We start from the raw sequence: 18,096 nt of genomic DNA on the forward strand, positions 1-18,096 counted from the left end.
TGTTATGTTGCATAACAAATAAGACCAGGAGTAGACATGCAAATCGTCATTGCCGGCGCGGGTATTGGCGGGCTGACTCTCGCGCTGATGCTGCACCGCCGCGGCATCGGCTGCCGCATTTATGAAAGCGCGCAGGAACTGCGCCCGCTCGGCGTCGGCATCAACCTGCTGCCGCATGCCGTCAGCGAGATCGAACAGCTGGGCCTGATGCCCGCGCTGGCCGAACGCGCCATCGAGACCTCGCAGCTGCACTATTACAACAAGCTGGGCCAGCCGATCTGGCGCGAGCCGCGCGGCCGCGAGGCCGGCTATCCGCTGCCGCAGTTCTCGGTGCATCGCGGCGAGTTCCAGATGCTGCTTGCGCAGGCCGTGCGCGAGCGCCTGGGTCCGGATGCCATCGTCCCCGGCATGGTGCTGGAGTCCGCCACCCAGGACGCGGACGGCGTGCAGGCGCAGTTCCGCAGCCGCGCGGACAACACGCTGCATACCGCGCAGGGCGACATCCTGGTGGGCGCCGACGGCATCCATTCCGCGCTGCGGCGCCAGCTCCATCCCGTGGGGGACGAGCCCCGGTTCTCCGGCCGCATGCTGTGGCGCGCGGTGACCGAGGCGCCGCCGTATCTGGACGGGCGCAGCATGTTCATGGCGGGGCACCAGGATCAGAAGTTCGTCTGCTACCCGATTTCGGAACCGCTGCGCCGGCAAGGCCGCTCGCTCATCAACTGGATTGCCGAGCTGTCCATCCCGGGCGCGGAACTGCCCGCCACCGACTGGAACCGCAAGGTCGACAAGTCCGTCTTCGCGGACCGCTTCGCCGACTGGCGCTGGGACTGGATCGACATCCCGGCCATCATCGACGGCGCCGAGGCGATCTACGAATTTCCGCTTGTGGATCGCGACCCCTTGCCGCGCTGGACGCGCGGGCGCTTCACGCTGCTGGGCGACGCCGCACATCCGATGTATCCCATCGGCTCCAACGGATCGGCCCAGGCCATCCTGGACGCGCGCTGCCTGGCCGACTGGCTGGATCAGGCCGTGCGCGGCAAGGCGCGCTCGGCGGAGATCGCGCTGCTGGAGTACGAAGCCGAACGCCTGCCGCGTACCGCGGGCATTGTGCTGCGCAACCGCCTGAATGGCCCCGAGCAGGTGATGCAGATGGCCGAAGAGCGCGCGCCGGCAGGGTTCGCGAACATCAACGACGTGATTTCGGGCGAGGAGCTGGCGGCGGTGTCGCTGCGCTACAAGCAGCTTGCGGGCTTTGACCCGGCGGCGCTGCGCCTTGCCCGCGGAGAGAAACCATGAGCGGCGCCGATGCCATGAACGACGCGCAGGCCCCCCGGCTTGAACACGTGGCCACCGTCGTGGTCGACGTGGGCGCGCCGCAGGAAGTGGGCGATACGCCGCAGGGGCGCCGCCGCGTGATCCCCATCACCGGCGGCACGGTCCAGGGACCGCGCCTGTCGGGCAAGGTGCTGCCCGGCGGCGCGGACTTCCAGATCATCCGGTCGGCCACCTTCACGGACATCCACGCGCGCTACGTCATCGAGACGCCCGCGGGCGAACGCGTGTATGTCGAAAACACCGGCATCCGCACCGGCAGCGCCGAGGACATTGCGCGGCTGGCGCGCGGCGAAGCCGTCGATCCGGCGCGCATCTACTTTCGCAGCTATCCCCGTTTCGAGACGTCCTCGCCCACGCTGGGCTGGATGAACGAAAGCCTTTTCATCGGCACCGGCGCGCGCTATCCCGATCGCGTCGAGCTGCGCTTCTATCGCATTTGCTGACCCCGCGGCAGCCGCCGCGGCATTAAAAAAACCAGGAGACAACCATGCAAACAATGCTGCGCCGCCTGCTGGGCGGCTTACTGCTGTGCGTGCCGCTTGCCGCGGCCGCGCAATTTCCCAATGGACCCGTGCGCCTGAACGTGGGCTTTCCGCCCGGCACCGGGCCCGATATCGTGGCGCGCACCCTGTCCCAGCACATGGGGCCGCTGCTGGGCGAAAGCGTGGTGGTGGAAAACAAGGTGGGCGCGGGCGGGCAGATCGCCGCGCAGACCGTGGCTCGCAGTCCGGCCGACGGCCAGACGCTGCTGCTGGGCGAGGTCGGGTCGATCAGCATTTCGCCCGCCACGTACCGCAACCTGAATTACGATCCGCCGCGCGATTTCGCCCCGATTTCCGAGGTGGTGCGCGCCGACTTCGTGCTGGTCGTGCCGGCCACGTCGCCCTACAAGGACCTAGCGGCGTTCATCGACGCCGCGAAAAAGGCGCCGGACCGCCTGAATTTCGCCACCTTCGGCGCGGGCACGCCGGGCCATTTCGGCGCCGAGCTCTTTGCGCGCGAGGCCGGCCTGAAGATCGAAGCCATCCACTACCGTTCGACCGGCGACGCCGTCTCCGGGCTGGTGTCCGGCGGCGTGCAGGCGGCGTTCGTGACGACCGCGCTGGCCGCGCCCCAGGTGCAGGGCGGCAAGCTGCGCGCGCTGGCCACCACGGGCGCGCAACGCACCCAGGCCCTGGCCGATGTGCCGACTTTTGCCGAGCGCGGCTTGCCAGCGGTCAACTTCGGCGCCTGGTTCGCGCTGTTCGCCCCGGCCGGCACGCCCGACGCCGCGCTGACCCGCCTGCAGGCCGACAGCGCGGCCGCGCTGCGCCAGCCCGCCGCCGTGAAGACGCTGGGCGAGGCCGGCTTCGTGGTCGTGGGTTCGGACCGGCAGGCCCTGCAGGCGCTGCTGACCGCCGAATCTAAGCGCTGGACCGAGGTGGTGAAGGCGACGGGGTTCCGCGCCGACTGAATTAACCGCCCCAACGCACCGATTTCACCCGTTTGATCTCACCGGTGGAACAGTTTGTTCCAGCCGAAGTGCGGTTGAACGGGTATTCGCGTCATGGTCCAGCCGGTAGAATGCCTCCAATCGTCATCTCTATCTACTGGTCGAAAGGTCAAAACATGAGCAACGCATATCTCGAAGCGCTCAAGCAGCGCCGCACGCAGTATTCGCTGGGCCGCAACCTGTCGGCCTCCAAGGAAGAACTGACCACGCTGACCCAGGAAGCGATCAAGCACAGCCCGTCGTCCTTCAACTCGCAAAGCTCGCGCGCCGTGATCCTGTTTGGCGCCGAAAGCGAAAAGCTCTGGAACCTGACCACGGAAGAAGTGCGCAAGGTTGCGCCGGCCGAAGGTTTCGACAAGACCGAAGCCAAGCTCAAGAGCTTTGCCGCCGGCGTGGGCACGATCCTGTTCTTCGAAGACCAGGACGTGGTGCGCAGCCTGCAGGAAAAGTTTGCGCTGTACGCCGACAACTTCCCCGTGTGGTCCGAGCAGTCGGGCGGCATGGCCCAGCTTTCCGTCTGGACCGCGCTGGCCAACGCCGGCGTCGGCGCCAGCCTGCAGCACTACAACCCGCTGATCGACGCCGCCGTGGCGCGTGAGTGGAACGTCCCCGCCTACTGGAAGCTGCGCGCGCAGATGCCGTTCGGCTCGAACGAAGCCGGTTTCGGCGACAAGCCGTTCATGGACGACGCCGAACGCTTCCGCGTGTTTGGCTGATCGCCTCGGGCGCGCCGCGCGCGCCCGGCATGACCGCGGTCTTCAGGCCCGCATGGCTCGACAGCGCCATGCGGGCTTTGTCATTTTCGGGCGGCGGATGGCGCTATAGTCGACGGAGCCCTGTCAACCCGAAAGGAGACGTCATGCAGACCAATGAGATCCATCGCGGCCGCCTGATCGATCACATCCAGCTTGTCGTGCGGGACCTGCCCGCCAGCCAGCGCTTTTACCAGGCAGTGTTCGACGCCCTGGAGGTGCCCATGGGCGGCACGGCCGCCGACTACTTCTGGGCGGACGAACTGTTCGTGTCGACGGCCGACAGCCAGGCCGCGCTGGGCCAGTTGACGGGTCGCCACCATCTTGCGTTCCAGGCGCGCGACCAGGCGATGGTCGACGCGTTCTACAAGGCGGCGCTGGCCCACGGCGGCCAGGACAACGGCGCGCCGGGATTTCGCGATTACCACCCCGGCTATTACGGCGCATTCGTGCTGGATCCGGACGGCAACAACATCGAAGCTGTGTTCCACGGCGAAGCCCGGCGCAGCGCGCCGTCCGTCACGGTGACATTCTGAACGGAGCGCGTCCGTGCAACTGCGCCATCTCCGGTATTTCGTGAAGATCGTCGAAGCGGGCAGTTTCTCCCGCGCGGCGGCGCTCATTCCGGTGGCGCAGCCGGCGCTCAGCCAGCAGATCGCGGCGCTCGAAGAAGAGCTGGGCGTGACGCTATTGCACCGCAGTGCGCGGGGCGCGCGTCCCACGGCCGCCGGCGCCGCGCTGTACACGGAAGCCGCGTCCATCCTGAGCCGCATGGAGCGCATCCCGCAGATCGTGCGCTCGCTGGGCGGCGACATCCAGGGCGTCGTGCGGATCGGCATGTCGTCCACGCTGGCGTCGTTCCTGGCGGGCGAACTGATGGAAAAGTGCCGGGCATCGCTGCCCAAGATCAGCCTGCGCTTCAGCAGCGACGCAAGCGGCCAGCTGGGCGCCCGGAGCCGCGACAGCTCGCTCGACCTGGCGCTGGTGTTCGAGGACGAGCCCACCACCGGCTTTGCGCGCCAGCCGCTCTTCCGGCAACGGCTGTTCGTGGTCAGCCCGCGCAAGCCGGGGCGCCGGCCTTGCGCCATGCGCTTTGAGCAGCTGGCCGGCATGCCGCTCATCCTGCCCGCCCATCCCAATATGACGCGCAACCTGCTGGACCGGCTGTTTTCCGAAGCCGGCATCGTGCCGCAGGTGGTCGCGGAAACCGAGGTCTTTTCGGGCATGCTGTCGGCGGTACAGGCGGGCATCGGCCACACCATCCTGCCGCTGGGCGACTTCTCGCGCGCGCCCGGGCATGCCCAGGTGTCGGCGGCGATGATCGAGCCGCCCGTCTATCTGACCGCGGCGGTCATCGCCTCCAGCGACGTGCCGCTGGCGCCGCCGGCCGAGGCGGTGCGCACACTGCTCAGCGAATTCGTCATGCGCCACGTCGCGGATAACGGACTGGCCGGCGCGGAACCGCTGGCGTCCTGACGCGCCGCCAACAGGCCAGACAGCCATATCGGCGGCCGATACCCGCATATCGACATAGTATTTTTCCTGCCGCCGACGCCGGCGCAAAGTGCACTCCCAGGCAGCAACCGCAATGTCCGCGGCCTGCAAACAGGAGAGTGACGATGGCAAAGCTGGTTTATCGCGTCGTGTCCGCGTGCGGCGCGCTGGGATATGGATTTCCCCGTGAATCGCTGCAAAAGGCGCTGGAAGGGCGTATCGACGCCGTGATCTCGGATGCGGGGTCGATGGACGCCGGCCCGTATTACCTGGGCACGGGCACCGAATACTTCGAACGCGAGGCCGTGAAGGCGGACTTTCGCCACATGGTCGAGGCGGGCGAACGCATCGACGGACCGGTCATCCTGGGCAGCTGCGGCATGGCCGGCGGCAACCGCAACCTGGATTGGATGATCGACGTCGCCAAGGAAGTCTTTGACGAGCTGGGCGTGAAGGACCGCACCGTGGCCGTCATCCGGTCCGAGCTGGACCCGGCCAGCGTGATCCGGGAATTCCGGGCGGGCGCGTTGCGGCCCACGGGCGCGGGCCCCGAGCTGGACGCCGCGGCGCTGGAAGAGAGCACCATCGTGGGACAGATGGGCGTGCATCCCCTCATCACGGCATTGGACAGCGGCGCGAAGTATGTGCTGGTCGGCCGGTCGTGCGACATTGCGCTGTTCGCGTCCGACATGATCCGCCGCGGCATCGACCCGGGGCTGGCCTATCACGTCGGCCACGTGCTGGAATGCGGCGCGCTGGCCTGCGACCCGGGCTCGCCGTCGGATTGCCTGGTCGCGGAAATCTACGACGACGGCACAGCGCTTTTCGTGGCGCCGGATCCGGGACGGCGCTGCACGCCGTATTCGATTGCCGCGCATTCGCTCTACGAGGAAAGCCATCCCCAGCTCCAGTTCTATCCCGAGGGGATCCTGGCGATGGAGCACACCGAATTCTTCGCGCGCGATGCGCGCACCGCCGGCATCCGCAACAGCCAGTTCGTGCGGGCAGGCAAACCCTGGCCGTGGAGCATCAAGCTGGAAGGCGCGCGGCGGCTGGGCAAGCGCAAGGTGTCGCTGGTCCACCTGGATCCCGCGGATCTGCCGCGCGTGCCCGCCGACGTGCTGGTCTACGGCCGCAACGGGGTGCAGACCGTGCCGCTGCGCGAGGGCGAAGCGGAGCTGGGCCTGATCGTGGAAACCTGCGCAGCCACGCCGCAGGCGGCCGAAACGCTGGCCAGCCTGCTGACCCACTACCTGATCCACTACGGTTATGCCGGCCGCAAGGCCACCGCGGGCAACATCGCCTATCCGCTGTCGCCCAACCTGGTGAGCTTTCAGCGCGAGGACGGGCAGTATGGCGCGGTGGTTCCCAGCGGCACGCGCGATCCGGTGTTCCAGGCCAACTACCCGATGATCAAGGACGCCGTGCTCAAGCTGGTGCAGGCGGAGTTTCCGGACGCATTGCGCGCCGCAACGTGGAAGATCCATGAAGCCGACGCCAGCCGGCCGGTGGCGCTGGTTCGCACCATTGACCGCGATCCCGCGCAGCTTGCCGAGCGGCATCAGGCCGTCCTGAAACGCCTGTTGTCGCTGGCCCCCGCCCGTGACGGCTCGCGCCTGAACATGGACGCGGGCGACGCGTACGAATGGACGCTCTATCACCTATTGCAGAACGAGGACATCATCAAGAACCGCCTGTTCCCGATCACGTACTTCCACGTCAACGGCGCGGCGTGGACGGAAAGCGGATCCGAACGGCCGCGGTATGCGGACATCGGCATCACGGGCTACGAGGGCAACCTGGACGATCGCACGCTGTCCCTGATCGCCGACGTGCCGCCTGCAGGAACGCCGCAGCGCGAACAGCCGCTGCTGGACATGGCCGTGGTGGTGCGCAGCAAGGACGCCGGCATCAACCGGCTGACGTTCGACATCGTGTTCAATTCCGCCGCCGACTACGAGGCCGCGCTGCGCTCGAACGTGTTCTGCGCGGCCAACGTGGCGCGTGTGCTGGGCGTGGCGCCCGAGCGCGTGGTGGGCACGTTCTTCGTGGACAGTTGCAATGCCATCAAGCTGACGATCGACCGCCCGAACATTTCGGCCTCGCCCGACGAGCGCGACGTGTTTGGCGCGCAGCAGCAGGCCGTCATCGAGCGCCTGTCGATACCGCACTACGCAGAGCGCCTGGCGATGGCCTCGGCGTTGTAGCGCGCATCGCCCGGCCCGCCGCTCGCCCAAGACCAGGGCGGACGGCGGGTTTGCCGTTTTCAAGGCGTCCCCGGTTTCATGCCAGAATGGCACGCTGTTCAACCGCCATCGAACCCGAGAAGAATCCGATGAGACCTGGAATTCCCGCACTACGGTTGCTGTCCCTGGCTGGCTTGTTCGCGTTGTCCGCGCCTGCGCTGGCCATCGATTGCAAGAAGGCCGCCACCGGCGTCGAGAAGCTGATCTGCGCCGACCGCGGCGCGGTATCCGCCGACGCGGAATTGAACCGCAGCTACAGCGCACTGTTGAAATCCGCGCCCGATGCCGAGATCCGCACGATGCTGGTCGAGGGCCAGAAGCGTTGGCTGGCGGCGCGCGACAACGCACTGGAAAGATTGATCGAGTCGCCCGACCTGCTGCCCGACGGCAAGACCCCCGCACAGGCGGCGCGCAGCCTGATTCTTGCGCGTAGCGCCCAGCTCAAGGAAAAGGCCAAGGGGTCCGACACCCCGGCCCTGATCGCGCGGGCGCTGGAACAGCGCAAGTTCCGGGCGCAGTTCACCGGCGGCCCGTTTGCCGGCTTCGCGTCGTCGTGCGACGTGCTGCCGCCCGACTACAACAACTACACCTGCTTTGCCACCCGCCATTACCAGAACAAGGACCGCGTCTGCACGATCGACGAGTACTGGGCGTCCGGCGGCGTCTACACGAAGCGCTACGTGGCCGACGTGGAGAACGGCAAGCCCAAGGTCATCGCGTCGTGCTCGTTCAGCAGCGCCGACGAGGCGTGCAGCGACGGCAATGGCAAGACCCATTGGAACCGGTCGCCGGCAAAGCCGGATTTCGCGTATGCCGACAAGCCGCTGCCGAAGATCGACGGCGAGATCTTCGATACCGACGACTACGAATGGGCGCAGGCCTGCCTGGCGAGTCCGTCCTATCCCGACGGACAGTAGTGCGGGCAGACGTCCGTGGTGGCGCGGACGGGCGATGAAAGTGTCAGACTGTAATTCGCGCGCCGCGCTCGCAAGATTTGGAAACGGTATGGCCGGCGCGCTGGCCATTTCGTCCACACCACGGACGTAGAATGCCGCTTTTCTTTCCGGCCAGCGGCTGACAGGAACCAATCATGAAAAAAACCCTCCTTCTTGCATCCGTTTGCGCCGCGCTGCTGTCTGCCTGCGCGCCCGCGACCTCTCCCCGTGAAGGATCGTCCGCCATGCCTGATTCCGCCGCCACGTCAGCCGCCACCCAAGCCGGCCTCACCGCCTACCACTGGCGCCTGACCGCCGCCACCGACCCCGCGGGCAAGGCCATCGCCGCGCTGCAAAAGGGGGTCGAACATCAGGTGCGGCTGACCTTCAAGGACGACGGCGTCAATGTCCGCGGCGGCTGCAACGCGCAGTTCGGCGGGTACACGTACAAGAATGGCGTGCTGACCATCGCGAACCTGGCCTCGACGATGAAGGCGTGCGAGCAGAGCCTGATGCAGCTCGATGCGGAAATCGCCCAGCGCCTCAAAGGGCAATTGCGCGTGACGCTGTCGGGCGACAAGGCCGAGCCCGCGTTGGAACTGGCCGCGCAGGACGGCAGCGTCCTGACGTTCATCGGCGAACCGACGCCCGAAACCCTGTACGGCAGCACGGGCCAGATCATGTTCCTGGAAGTGGCGGCCAAGCGTGCCGAGTGCAGCCATCCGATGATTCCGCACTACCAGTGCCTGATGGTGCGCGAGCGTAAATTCAACGAGGCGGGCATCGCCTTGCCCGCGCCGGACAAATGGCAGCCGCTGTATCAGTCGATCGAGGGATTCGAGCACCAGGATGGCGTGCGCACCGTGCTGCGCGTCAAGCGCTACGACTGGAAGAATCCGCCCGCCGATGCGCCGTCCAAGGTCTATGTGCTGGACATGGTGGTCGAGCAGGATGCGTCGGGCAAGGCAGCGAAGCGATAGCTGCCAGCGCCGGGTCACCAGGTGATGTAGAACATCGCCTTGGCCAGCACGACGATGGCGACCATGTGCAAGAACACGCTGGTGTGCAGCCGGCTTTGCAGCGGGCCGGTGAGCTTGCGCCGGCGTGCCAGTACCAACGCCGTCACGACGTGAACCAGCACGCTGACGGCCAGCAGGATCTTCACTGTCAGCAGCAGCCCGAACGATGAGGCCAGCGGCGCGGCAAGCGCGCCGCGATGCTGCCAAGCCAGCCCCAATCCCGCCAGGTACAGCACCAGCACCGACCAGGGCACCACCGCACGCACCCGGGGCCCAAGCTGGCTGCCCAGCGCCTTGCGCACGTCCGGCGGCAGGCGCCGGTGCACCGGTTCCAGGAACAGCACCTCGAAAGCGACGGTGCCGACGAACAGGAAGGCGGCAAGCAGGTGCAGGATGAGCAGCACGGGATAGAGGGTCATGGCGGTATTCTCCGCCGCCGGATGGCGGCGGGAAATGACATACATCAAGGGGGCGGGGCCCCGTCTGACACCGTACCCAGCAAGCAGCCCGATCAAAAAGCCGGGATGTCAGCTCACTTGCCCGCAGGCTGCAGCGTCAACGTATCCGAGCGCTGGCTGTCCACCTTGGCGCGGCTGAACGCCATGGGGAAATACTCGCCCGTCGCCCAGCCCTTGAGCAGATCCTGGTAGTGCGGGCTGCGCGGATCCGCCGATTGGCCCGGCACGTTCTGCACGCGCGAGTTGTCCCAGTCGGCCACGTCGATCACCTGGCGGTACGATGCGCCGCTGGTCTGGCGGAAGTCGCTCTTGCGGAACGTCGCGCGGTGCACGGTGTCGTTGTCGCCGCCCACCGGATAGCGCGGCGTGGCCCAAGCCTTGGCCGTGTCGGGCGGCAGAAGGCTGGCCAGGCTGTGATCGAACTGGATGTGGTGCAGCTTGCCCCACTGCCACTGTGTCGAATCCGGCCCCATCTTGGCGGTGAGCTTCGTCAGGCCGTCGGCCAGCGCCTGCAACAGCAGGGCGTCGCGGCCCTGTTCAGGCCGGGGGCCGAAAGCGGTGTCGGGCGTGGCCAGCTTTTCCAGTGTCCGGCGGGTGGAAAGGTCGCCGAACGCCGCGCGTCCGTTAGCCGGTACGTACAGGTCGGTCACGCGCTTGACGACTTCGGGCAGCCAGAACGCGTACACGGTCGCCGCCCGGGAGTCGGTCTCCATGCGGTAATCCCAGTCCTTCAAGAGGCTCAGCGCCGCGCCGACGTTCGGGTCCGCCGAGTTCAACGACTTGGCGTAACCGCCCAGCGTGCGGGCCGGGATCGACAGGTTGTCGAACTGCAAGTCCTGGGATTGCTGCACGGTCAGGCCCCGGCCGTCGGCCACCACTTCGCGGATGCGCTGCACGCGGAAGGGTTCGGCCCACGTGCGCGCCGACATGTCCTTGTACGGGTAGTTGGCGGGCAGGTTGTACTCATTGGCCGTGGCGACATAGCCTTCGGGCGGATTGAAGACGCGCGGCAGGGAACTGCCGGGCAGCACGCCCCGCCATTCGAAGTCGCCGTTGCCGGGCACGGGCAGCATGCCGGACCAGTCATTGCGCGGACGGATCGGCGCGATGCTGCCGCCAAACCAGCCGATGTTGCCGTCCACGTCGGCGTACACCATGTTTTCGCTGGGCGTGTAGTGCTTTTCCATGCCCGCCACGAACTCGTTCCAGTTCTGCGCCTGGTTCAGGCGAAGGCTGGCCAGGTAGGCCGCCGTCCCCGGAAATTCCAGATAGGCGGCGCGCAGGGCGTAGGCCTTGCGCCGCACCGGGTCTTCATGAATGACCGGCCCGTGGCGCGTGAATTTCAGGCTGCGTGTTGCAGGCGAGGCGCCGCGCACGGAAATGGTCTCGTCGATCTGGCGCATCTTTTCCCAGCCGCCCTGGTAGCGGTATTCGCTGGGGTTGGCGGGGTTGGTGTCGTAGACGTAGAGGTCTTCCTCGTCGCCGAAGGCGAAGATGGTCAGGCCGAACGCGATGCGGTCGTTGTGTCCCATCGAGACGCCGGGCAACGCCGGTTCGCCCGCGCCGATCACGTTCCAGCCCGGGGCATTCAGGTGAACCATGTAGCGCAGCGACGGCATGGTGATGGACCGGTGCGGGTCGCCCGCCAGAATGGGCTTGCCGGTCGCGGTGCGCTCGCCGCTCAGCGTCCAGTTGTTGCTTTCATAGCGCGGCGCCAGCGGGTCGAAGGCCGGATCCAGCGAGGCAAGCCGGCCCTCGGACAAGGCGCTGGCCAGCTTGGCCCGTTCGTCGGCGGCGAGCGGGCTGCGCGGGAAGTCGCCCGCCTCGAACTTCTGACCGTCGCGCGCCAGCCGGTAGGTGGCGAGCACGGACTTGTTGATCTGGCGCACGTCCAGACCGGCGGGCACCTGCAACGCCAGGGGCGGCTCGAAGGTGGTCAGCCCCTGCACGGCATTCAGCCCCAGTGCGGCGATCTGCTCGGACATCCGCACTTCCTCGCTGACGTTGCGCGTCAGCCCGTAGATGCGGATCAGCGAAGTCTCCGGGCTCCAGTAGCCGGGCTCGGTGCCGGTCAGCTTGAACTCCGGCGGCATCTGGTCGGGATTGGCCTTGACCCAGTTCACGTAGGCGTTGATGCCATTGGCGAACGCCGTGAGGATGGCCTGGCCGTCGGGGTGGTAGCTGGTGAATTCCGCCTGCATGTCGCCCCGGTAGCGGAAAAGCCGCGCCGCGCGGTCCTGCTCGATGAAGCGCGGGCCGAACTGTTCGGCCATCTTGCCTTCGCCCTGGCGGCGCCACAGGTCCAGCTGCCAGAGGCGGTCGCGCGCCGCGGAAAAGCCCTGGGCAAAGAACAGGTCGGCCTGATTCTTGGCGTAGATGTGGGACACGCCGTGCTTGTCCCTGACGATTTCCACGGGCTGCGACAGCCCCGCCATGGCGATCGTTTCCTTCTTGCCGCCTGGCGAGGCGCAGCCCGCCAGCACTGCGATCAGGCCGCTTGCCAGCAATGCGGCGGCCCTGCGCTTGAACGTACGCATAGACTTCTCCTCCGGGTTATTGATCTTTTCTATGCCGGCGGTACGCACGACGCAGGCAGCCGCGCCAAACGCAACACCATGCAACGGCTAGAACTAAAGCAGAAGCGCGGGGAGAAGTGTTTTATTTGATTAATTCTGGCAGGACTTGTAACGCCTTGGTGCAAGCCGTTCGCCGGGGACGCGCTGCCGGCCGGCCGCCCGGCCTGGACGTGCGCGATGTGATGACATTTTTCGTCACGACATCGGGGGTGGCCCAACCCGCAGAGTCGGGCCACGCGCCGCGGCAATCACCACCGTCGCTGCGAACCCGTCTGGCTGGCGGGCGGTTGGGCCATGTCGCCGCCGCGCACCGAGCTGACGTATTTCTGGTAGTCGGTGATATAGGTCGGGCTGTTGATGTTGGGGGTTTCTTCGCCGGCCCATTGGGCTTCGACGCCTGACTCCTTCCACGCCGCCAGATCGCGTTCGACCTCAGCGCGGGTAGGGGTGTAGTTGGACGGCGGCGCGGCCGTGGCGGGGGCGGAGGCCGCAGGTTGCGCACCGGCAGGGCCGGACAGCAGGGCAAAAGCCGCCAGCGCGGCCGGAACGAGGGCGCGTAAGGGAAGTAGGGGCTTCATGTGGGAACTCCTGGTGACGAACAGGGGCGCCGGACCGCGGCTCGGGCTCTCTCGCGCAAAGGCTTTTGGATGAGGCCGGCGCAGGCCGGGGGAAGGCATCCGGCGGACACGTGGCCGCCCGGTGCTCATGCCTTCGTGCTCATCGTAGGACCGCATGGGTGCAGACCACATACTCAAGATTGAGTACGCCGCGTCGTCCTTGCGCTACAGCAGCGAGGCCAGACGGACCAGTTCCGATTGCCGGCTGCATTCCATCTTGGTCAGCAGCGACGCCACCTGTTTGCGCACTGTCAGGACGGAGGCATGACGCAGGGTGGCAACCTCCTCGACGCTATGGCCTGCCGCCAATCCCGCCAGTACCGCGGCCTCGGCATGCGTGATGGAGAACACCGATTGCAGCTTGGTGACGTCCGGCATTGCAAAGGCGCTCTTCTTGCGCATGCGCATCAGCAGCATCCGGCCGCCGATGAGGCTGAGCGCAGGCGGCGCCGCGCTGATATCGACCCAGAAGAGTTCCCCCCACCCCGACGCGGTGGCCATCGACCGCATCTGGCCGTCGCGCGCCACCGCCGCGCAGTGCGCGTCGAACAGCCGCTGCACCTTGGCGTCGGCGTGGCGCAGCCTGCGGCCATGCAGGGTCCAGCCATTGACGTCGTCCAGAAATCCCACCGCCAACGGCGACAGCTTATCGACGATGCAATCCACGCTGATGAGCAGCACCGCTTCGTGGACTTCTGAAAATGCGCTTTCCAGCGATTTCCAGCCGATGGCGCGATTGCGCTCGCGCTGCGACAGCTGATGACGCAGCACGCGAAAGTACCGGCCAAAGTCTCCGGATTGCAGCCGGTCGCCGGCCTTTGCATCCACGGACGAACGCTGAAAGCCGATCGCCGCGTGCAGGACGGTGTTCGATTCGATGATGAGCGACAGCAGTTGCGCCATGCGATGCCGGACCATGAAGTCCGCGTAGAACTCGGTGCGGTGCAACTGGGCGGCGTCGTACATCCGCGCGGTGTCCAGCCACGTGCCGGCCGGGGCATGGCGCCCGTCCTGCTCAAGGATGTCGCAGCTGTAGAAATGCGCTTGGTAGTCCGACGCGCACGCGTCGGAGAAACCGATGGCGGACAGCGTCAACAGCTTGTTCCTGGCGTCGAACACGATGAGCGTTCCGCTGTCGGCCCCGACCAGATCGCGGGCCGTGCCCAGGATGTCGCGCCACGGCGGCTCGGGATCGGTCAGATGGTCCACGGCCTCGACGGCGCGGCGCAAGGCGATTCGATGATCGGGCATGGCGTGCCTCCAACTCTGGTTCAGACGTAAACGCTGCTACGTGTCACAGATGGTTGTAGGTGGCGCCGGCTGGCAAGTGGGCGGCGCACCGCTGCTGCGGATCAAAGCGGCGGGCGCGCCGCGCATTTCAGGTTGGCAACGGCGGTGGGCCCAGCGCCGATTATCGTCGCAAACTTGCGCGCAAGGCGCATTTTGCCGCGCATTTTCACGCGGCAAATGCCGCGTTGATGCGGCGATACCGGGCTAATTCAACCGTCTTGCGCAAACGCGCCCATGCCGTGCCGTCTAGCATTCCAGCAGCCGCATCAGCCGCGCCTTGTGCGGGCCGTCGGCCTTGCGCGCCAACGCGGCAAGTTTCTTGTCCGACCCGAAGAGCCGCTCGCGCACCGGGGCCCTGTCGTGCTCGGGCAGCCCGGCAAGCGCAGCGGCCAGCTGGTCCAGCGTCGCCGCGTCTTCCAGCGCAAATTTCGCGGGCAACTTGAAGGCATCGGTGCAGACGCGCAGGCAGGCGATGGCGGTGGCCAGGGTGTCCGGCGTCAGGCCATGCTGCTCGAGAAACACGGTGGTGTAGCGGTCCTGCACGGACTGGTGCTCGTCATCCACCAGGTCCATGTAGTGACGCAGCAGCGCAAAATGGCGGTGGCCAGCCAGGCCCAGGGCAAACGCCGCATACGTGCCGGACAGACACGCCTTTTCGGCCTCCGCGTCGGCGTACCACTCGTAGGGTTGGATGGCGGCGTGCGCATAGGCCGCCAACGCGTCGTGCGCCGCGGGGTGCTGCGCGGCGTTGGCAAAGAAGCGATGCGTATCTGACTTGGCCAGCCCCTTGACGGGCAGATAGTGACGCGCTTGACTCTTTAACGCGACACGGTAGCCGGCCGGGAAACCCGCGCGCAGCAGGGCCGCCAGGAAGTCCAGCGCCTGCACATAGGCGGCCGGCGATTCCTGCCGGATGGTGATGGTCACCGTGGCCAGCACGTCGTTGGCGGCGCCGTCCGCCAGGTCGGTCGACAGGCGCGTGAGCTCGGGCGCCAATGCGCCGCTGCCGCTGGCCAGCATCGCGCCGGCGCGCGCGCTGCCCAGGCCGCGGGCAAGTTCCAGAAACGTCAGGCCCGTGGGACGCGCATAGCCCGGCTCGTGACGCAGGATCAGCGTGGCGGCGTAGAGCAGCAGGTCGATGCCGCGGTCGCCGGGATCCAGCGCGGCGCCGGGTTTGGGCGAGTAGGTGTTCTGGCGGAAGACGTCTTGCGAAACGTCGAAGTAGCGCGGCAGATACTGCGCCTCGGCCCAGCCGCGCAGCGCGTGAATGATCGAGCCGCGTTGTTCTGCCAGCGATTCCTGGCCTGCGTTCAGCGCCAGCACGCGCGTGAAGACGGCGATCAGCCAGGAATGGTCCGGGTGCGGGAAAAGGCGCTCATCCAGCAGGTGGCGGCACAGCAGGCTGATGTGCAGGCGGTCGGTGGGATGGCTGCCGTTCAGCACCGCCTGGTCCACGTATTGCGTCGCGCGATCGCGCAGCGTCTGTTGCTTGACCGCGTCGGTGTGATCCACCAGCGTCAGGCGCAGCCGGCCCTCGGTGGTCGGGAACTGCGCGCGAAAACGGAAGTGGTGGTCAAGATGGGGCGTGCCGGCCAGCCGGGCGATGCGTTCGCGCATCGCCTCGCGCAGCACGGGCGCCAGCGACGTGTGCACTGCGTCGGGGCTGAGCGGCCCGTTGCGCCCTTCGGCATGCAGGCCGTCCTGGTCGTCGGGCTCCCAACTGGGCATGACGTCGAACACGATGCGCGAGGGCTCGTATTCCAGCAGGATCTCGCTGTGGATGCCGACCTGCAGCGGCGTGCGGGCCACGATGGCATCGATGTCGTCGCGCGCTTGCAGCGTGTCGAACCAGCGGTGGATGGCGGCCAGCGTTTCGTCCTGGATCGCTTGGGCGGTCTTGTGATGCAGGCCAATGGGGCGGGATACGTCGGACATCCTGAGGCGTGAAGATTGCGGCGATTGCGCCGAATGCTACACGATGCGGCGCCGCGCCCGTCTCAATGCCGGGACGCGAAATCTCCGATGGCGGCCGCGGGCGACAGCGCGAACGAGGCCTTCATGTCGCGCACTTCCTCGATGGGCGTGCGGCCGAAAAAGCGCTTGAATTCGCGGCTGAACTGCGAGGCGCTCTCATAACCCACGCGCGCCGAAGCGGACGCCGCCGTCAGCCCGTCGCGAATCATCATGAGTCGTGCGTGATGCAGGCGCGTAGACTTGATGTATTGGATCGGCGAGGTCTGCGTGACCGCCTTGAAATTGACGTGAAAGGCCGGCACGCTCATGCCGGCTTCCTGCGCCAGGTGCGTCACGTCCAGCGGCTGGGAAAAGTCCGTATGAATGCGCCGCAGCGCCCGGGCGACGCGGCCGAAGCGGCCCGGGTGCGCCAGCGCGGCGCGCAAGGCGCCGCCTTGTTCGCCGGTGAGGACGCGAAAGCAGATCTCGCGCACGAGGGCCGGGCCCAGGATCTCGGCATCGAGCGGGTTGCACAGCGCACGCAGCAGGCGCACGGTGGCGTCCGCCAGTTCCATCGACAACGGGGTGGAAGCAATGCCTAGCGGCGCGTCGCCGGACAGGGCATCGCCCGAGCGCGCGCCGGCAAGCGCGTCGATCGCCACCGCCAGGTCCGCCACGGTGGTCAGGTCCATCCGGATGGACACGGCCAGCAAGGGTTCTTCGCGGCTGGCTTGCGTTTCGGTGGAAAAGGGCAGCGGAACGGACAGCACCAGATAGTGCTGCGCGTCGTACACGTAGACCTCATCGCCCAGGAAGCCGAGCTTGCGGCCCTGGCAGACGATGACGATGCCGGGCTCGTACAGGACCGGCGTGCGGCCGAGCGGACGGTCCGATCGCATGAAGCGCACCCCGTCCAGCGCGGACAGGCTGTAGCCCTCGTTGGGCGCCAGGCGTTCGATGAGGGCAATCATTTCGCGCCACTGCGGACTGGACGGCAGCGTCATGGGGGGGGCATCCCGTGTTTCGGTTCCGGTGCGGCACATTCTACCGGCGTCTTCCCGGCGGGAACATGGCGGGCGATAGAAATAGGCAAAGGTGCGATAGACGCGGGTATTCGCGCGCGGCAGCCCGGTCCGTAGCATTTCAGTCACGGAAAACAACCTGGAGAACGACCATGACTTCGATGCAAGAACGGCAATCCAAAGTAGTGCTGATCACCGGCGCCAGCAGCGGGATCGGCGAGGCGGCAGCGCGGTTGCTGGCCGCCCAAGGCCACCGCGTATATGTGGGCGCGCGGCGCACGGACCGGCTGGAAACGCTGGTGCAAGAGATTCGGGCAAAGGGCGGCACGGCGGCGTTTCGCGCGCTGGACGTCACATCCGCCGAAGACATGCAGGCCTTCGTACGCGGTGCAGAGGCAGCTTTCGGGCCAGTGGACGTGATCGTCAACAACGCGGGGGTCATGCCGCTATCGCCCTTGTCCTCGTTGAAAGTGGACGAGTGGGACCGCATGATCGACGTGAACATCCGCGGCGTGCTGCACGGCATCGCCGCGGTGCTGCCGGGCATGGAACGCCAGGGGCACGGCCAGGTGATCAACGTGTCTTCCATCGGCGGCCTGAGCGTGTCGCCGACGGCGGCTGTGTACTGCGCGACCAAATTCGCGGTGCGCGCGATTTCGGACGGCCTGCGCCAGGAGACCAGCAAGATCCGCGTGACGGTGGTCTGCCCCGGCGTCGTCGAATCCGAACTGGCCGACACCATCACCGACGACACCGCGCGCGTGGCGATGCAGTCGTTCCGCCGCGTCGCGCTGCATCCGGACGCCATCGCCCGCGCCATTGCCTACGCCATCGAACAACCGGATGACGTGGACGTCAGCGAAGTGGTGGTGCGCCCGACGGCCAGCCCGCATTGAACCTG

At 67.0% G+C, this 18,096-nt stretch carries 17 protein-coding genes; 10 read left to right on the forward strand and 7 right to left on the reverse strand.

The window, feature by feature from the left end; all coding sequences use genetic code 11:
- The first annotated feature begins 36 nt into the window (after positions 1–36).
- The 8 genes from H4P35_RS05335 (at position 37) to H4P35_RS05370 (ending at position 8,242) form a co-directional block, all read left to right on the forward strand.
- Complete coding sequence (locus H4P35_RS05335; protein ID WP_226848356.1) at positions 37–1,302, forward strand: flavin-dependent oxidoreductase; 1,266 nt, start codon at positions 37–39, stop codon at positions 1,300–1,302.
- A complete protein-coding gene (locus H4P35_RS05340) occupies positions 1,299–1,784 on the forward strand; it encodes a DUF3237 domain-containing protein (RefSeq protein WP_226848357.1) in 486 nt (161 codons plus the stop codon). Before H4P35_RS05335 ends, H4P35_RS05340 begins: the two co-directional genes overlap by 4 nt.
- A gap of 44 nt (positions 1,785–1,828) precedes the next feature.
- Entirely contained in the window at positions 1,829–2,794 is a 966-nt protein-coding gene (locus H4P35_RS05345; protein WP_226848358.1) for a tripartite tricarboxylate transporter substrate binding protein, read from the forward strand.
- 155 nt (positions 2,795–2,949) lie between these two features.
- Positions 2,950–3,549 carry a nitroreductase family protein gene (locus H4P35_RS05350; protein WP_226848359.1) on the forward strand — a complete coding sequence of 200 codons (600 nt, stop codon included), beginning with the start codon at positions 2,950–2,952 and terminating at the stop codon, positions 3,547–3,549.
- A gap of 143 nt (positions 3,550–3,692) precedes the next feature.
- Positions 3,693–4,121, forward strand: a complete 429-nt coding sequence (locus H4P35_RS05355; protein ID WP_152383634.1) for a VOC family protein — start codon at positions 3,693–3,695, stop codon at positions 4,119–4,121.
- Between the two features lie 13 nt (positions 4,122–4,134).
- Positions 4,135–5,061 carry a LysR substrate-binding domain-containing protein gene (locus H4P35_RS05360; protein ID WP_226848360.1) on the forward strand — a complete coding sequence of 309 codons (927 nt, stop codon included), beginning with the start codon at positions 4,135–4,137 and terminating at the stop codon, positions 5,059–5,061.
- Positions 5,062–5,204: 143 nt separating this feature from the next.
- On the forward strand, positions 5,205–7,286 hold the full coding sequence (locus H4P35_RS05365; protein ID WP_226848361.1) for a DUF4387 family protein: 2,082 nt from the start codon (positions 5,205–5,207) through the stop codon (positions 7,284–7,286).
- Between the two features lie 128 nt (positions 7,287–7,414).
- Positions 7,415–8,242, forward strand: coding sequence for a lysozyme inhibitor LprI family protein (locus H4P35_RS05370; protein WP_226848362.1), 828 nt, complete (start codon positions 7,415–7,417; stop codon positions 8,240–8,242).
- A 43-nt stretch (positions 8,243–8,285) separates the two neighbouring features.
- Here H4P35_RS05370 and H4P35_RS05375 read toward each other — a convergent pair whose 3' ends face one another.
- Positions 8,286–8,507: a hypothetical protein gene (locus tag H4P35_RS05375; RefSeq protein WP_175156759.1), complete on the reverse strand. Its 222-nt coding sequence runs from the start codon at positions 8,505–8,507 to the stop codon at positions 8,286–8,288.
- Between H4P35_RS05375 and H4P35_RS05380 the strand changes: the two genes are divergently transcribed.
- Positions 8,506–9,240 (forward strand): META and DUF4377 domain-containing protein, encoded by a 735-nt coding sequence (locus H4P35_RS05380; RefSeq protein ID WP_062840471.1) that lies wholly within the window; start codon positions 8,506–8,508, stop codon positions 9,238–9,240. The two genes, H4P35_RS05375 and H4P35_RS05380, sit on opposite strands and share 2 nt — an antisense overlap.
- 14 nt (positions 9,241–9,254) lie before the next feature.
- Here H4P35_RS05380 and H4P35_RS05385 read toward each other — a convergent pair whose 3' ends face one another.
- The 6 genes from H4P35_RS05385 to H4P35_RS05410 form a co-directional block, all read right to left on the reverse strand.
- Positions 9,255–9,698, reverse strand: coding sequence for a CopD family copper resistance protein (locus H4P35_RS05385; RefSeq protein WP_226848363.1), 444 nt, complete (start codon positions 9,696–9,698; stop codon positions 9,255–9,257).
- Between the two features lie 113 nt (positions 9,699–9,811).
- The gene (locus H4P35_RS05390; RefSeq protein WP_226848364.1) at positions 9,812–12,274 is read right to left on the reverse strand and encodes a penicillin acylase family protein; all 2,463 of its coding nucleotides are present in this window, start codon (positions 12,272–12,274) and stop codon (positions 9,812–9,814) included.
- 287 nt (positions 12,275–12,561) lie between these two features.
- The gene (locus H4P35_RS05395) at positions 12,562–12,891 is read right to left on the reverse strand and encodes a DUF4148 domain-containing protein (RefSeq protein ID WP_175156774.1); all 330 of its coding nucleotides are present in this window, start codon (positions 12,889–12,891) and stop codon (positions 12,562–12,564) included.
- Positions 12,892–13,095: 204 nt separating this feature from the next.
- Positions 13,096–14,181 carry a LuxR C-terminal-related transcriptional regulator gene (locus tag H4P35_RS05400; protein WP_180098989.1) on the reverse strand — a complete coding sequence of 362 codons (1,086 nt, stop codon included), beginning with the start codon at positions 14,179–14,181 and terminating at the stop codon, positions 13,096–13,098.
- 285 nt (positions 14,182–14,466) lie between these two features.
- Positions 14,467–16,155 (reverse strand): DUF6138 family protein, encoded by a 1,689-nt coding sequence (locus H4P35_RS05405; RefSeq protein WP_226848365.1) that lies wholly within the window; start codon positions 16,153–16,155, stop codon positions 14,467–14,469.
- A 62-nt stretch (positions 16,156–16,217) separates the two neighbouring features.
- Positions 16,218–17,177: an AraC family transcriptional regulator gene (locus tag H4P35_RS05410; protein WP_226848366.1), complete on the reverse strand. Its 960-nt coding sequence runs from the start codon at positions 17,175–17,177 to the stop codon at positions 16,218–16,220.
- Positions 17,178–17,356: 179 nt separating this feature from the next.
- Here H4P35_RS05410 and H4P35_RS05415 point away from each other — a divergent pair, with 179 nt between their 5' ends.
- Positions 17,357–18,091, forward strand: coding sequence for an SDR family oxidoreductase (locus H4P35_RS05415; RefSeq protein ID WP_056322721.1), 735 nt, complete (start codon positions 17,357–17,359; stop codon positions 18,089–18,091).
- Positions 18,092–18,096: the final 5 nt, after the last annotated feature.

It is taken from the genome of Achromobacter sp. 77, assembly GCF_020541125.1.
Classification (GTDB): domain Bacteria; phylum Pseudomonadota; class Gammaproteobacteria; order Burkholderiales; family Burkholderiaceae_B; genus Achromobacter; species Achromobacter mucicolens.

Coding starts and splice junctions, on each gene's coding strand:
- H4P35_RS05335 (WP_226848356.1), top strand. CDS start 37: ATGCAAATCGTCATTGCCGGCGCGGGTATTGGCGGGCTGACTCTCGCG.
- H4P35_RS05340 (WP_226848357.1), top strand. CDS start 1,299: ATGAGCGGCGCCGATGCCATGAACGACGCGCAGGCCCCCCGGCTTGAA.
- H4P35_RS05345 (WP_226848358.1), top strand. CDS start 1,829: ATGCAAACAATGCTGCGCCGCCTGCTGGGCGGCTTACTGCTGTGCGTG.
- H4P35_RS05350 (WP_226848359.1), top strand. CDS start 2,950: ATGAGCAACGCATATCTCGAAGCGCTCAAGCAGCGCCGCACGCAGTAT.
- H4P35_RS05355 (WP_152383634.1), top strand. CDS start 3,693: ATGCAGACCAATGAGATCCATCGCGGCCGCCTGATCGATCACATCCAG.
- H4P35_RS05365 (WP_226848361.1), top strand. CDS start 5,205: ATGGCAAAGCTGGTTTATCGCGTCGTGTCCGCGTGCGGCGCGCTGGGA.
- H4P35_RS05370 (WP_226848362.1), top strand. CDS start 7,415: ATGAGACCTGGAATTCCCGCACTACGGTTGCTGTCCCTGGCTGGCTTG.
- H4P35_RS05380 (WP_062840471.1), top strand. CDS start 8,506: ATGCCTGATTCCGCCGCCACGTCAGCCGCCACCCAAGCCGGCCTCACC.
- H4P35_RS05375 (WP_175156759.1), bottom strand. CDS start 8,507: ATGGCGGACGATCCTTCACGGGGAGAGGTCGCGGGCGCGCAGGCAGAC.
- H4P35_RS05385 (WP_226848363.1), bottom strand. CDS start 9,698: ATGACCCTCTATCCCGTGCTGCTCATCCTGCACCTGCTTGCCGCCTTC.
- H4P35_RS05390 (WP_226848364.1), bottom strand. CDS start 12,274: ATGCGTACGTTCAAGCGCAGGGCCGCCGCATTGCTGGCAAGCGGCCTG.
- H4P35_RS05395 (WP_175156774.1), bottom strand. CDS start 12,891: ATGAAGCCCCTACTTCCCTTACGCGCCCTCGTTCCGGCCGCGCTGGCG.
- H4P35_RS05400 (WP_180098989.1), bottom strand. CDS start 14,181: ATGCCCGATCATCGAATCGCCTTGCGCCGCGCCGTCGAGGCCGTGGAC.
- H4P35_RS05405 (WP_226848365.1), bottom strand. CDS start 16,155: ATGTCCGACGTATCCCGCCCCATTGGCCTGCATCACAAGACCGCCCAA.
- H4P35_RS05410 (WP_226848366.1), bottom strand. CDS start 17,177: ATGACGCTGCCGTCCAGTCCGCAGTGGCGCGAAATGATTGCCCTCATC.
- H4P35_RS05415 (WP_056322721.1), top strand. CDS start 17,357: ATGCAAGAACGGCAATCCAAAGTAGTGCTGATCACCGGCGCCAGCAGC.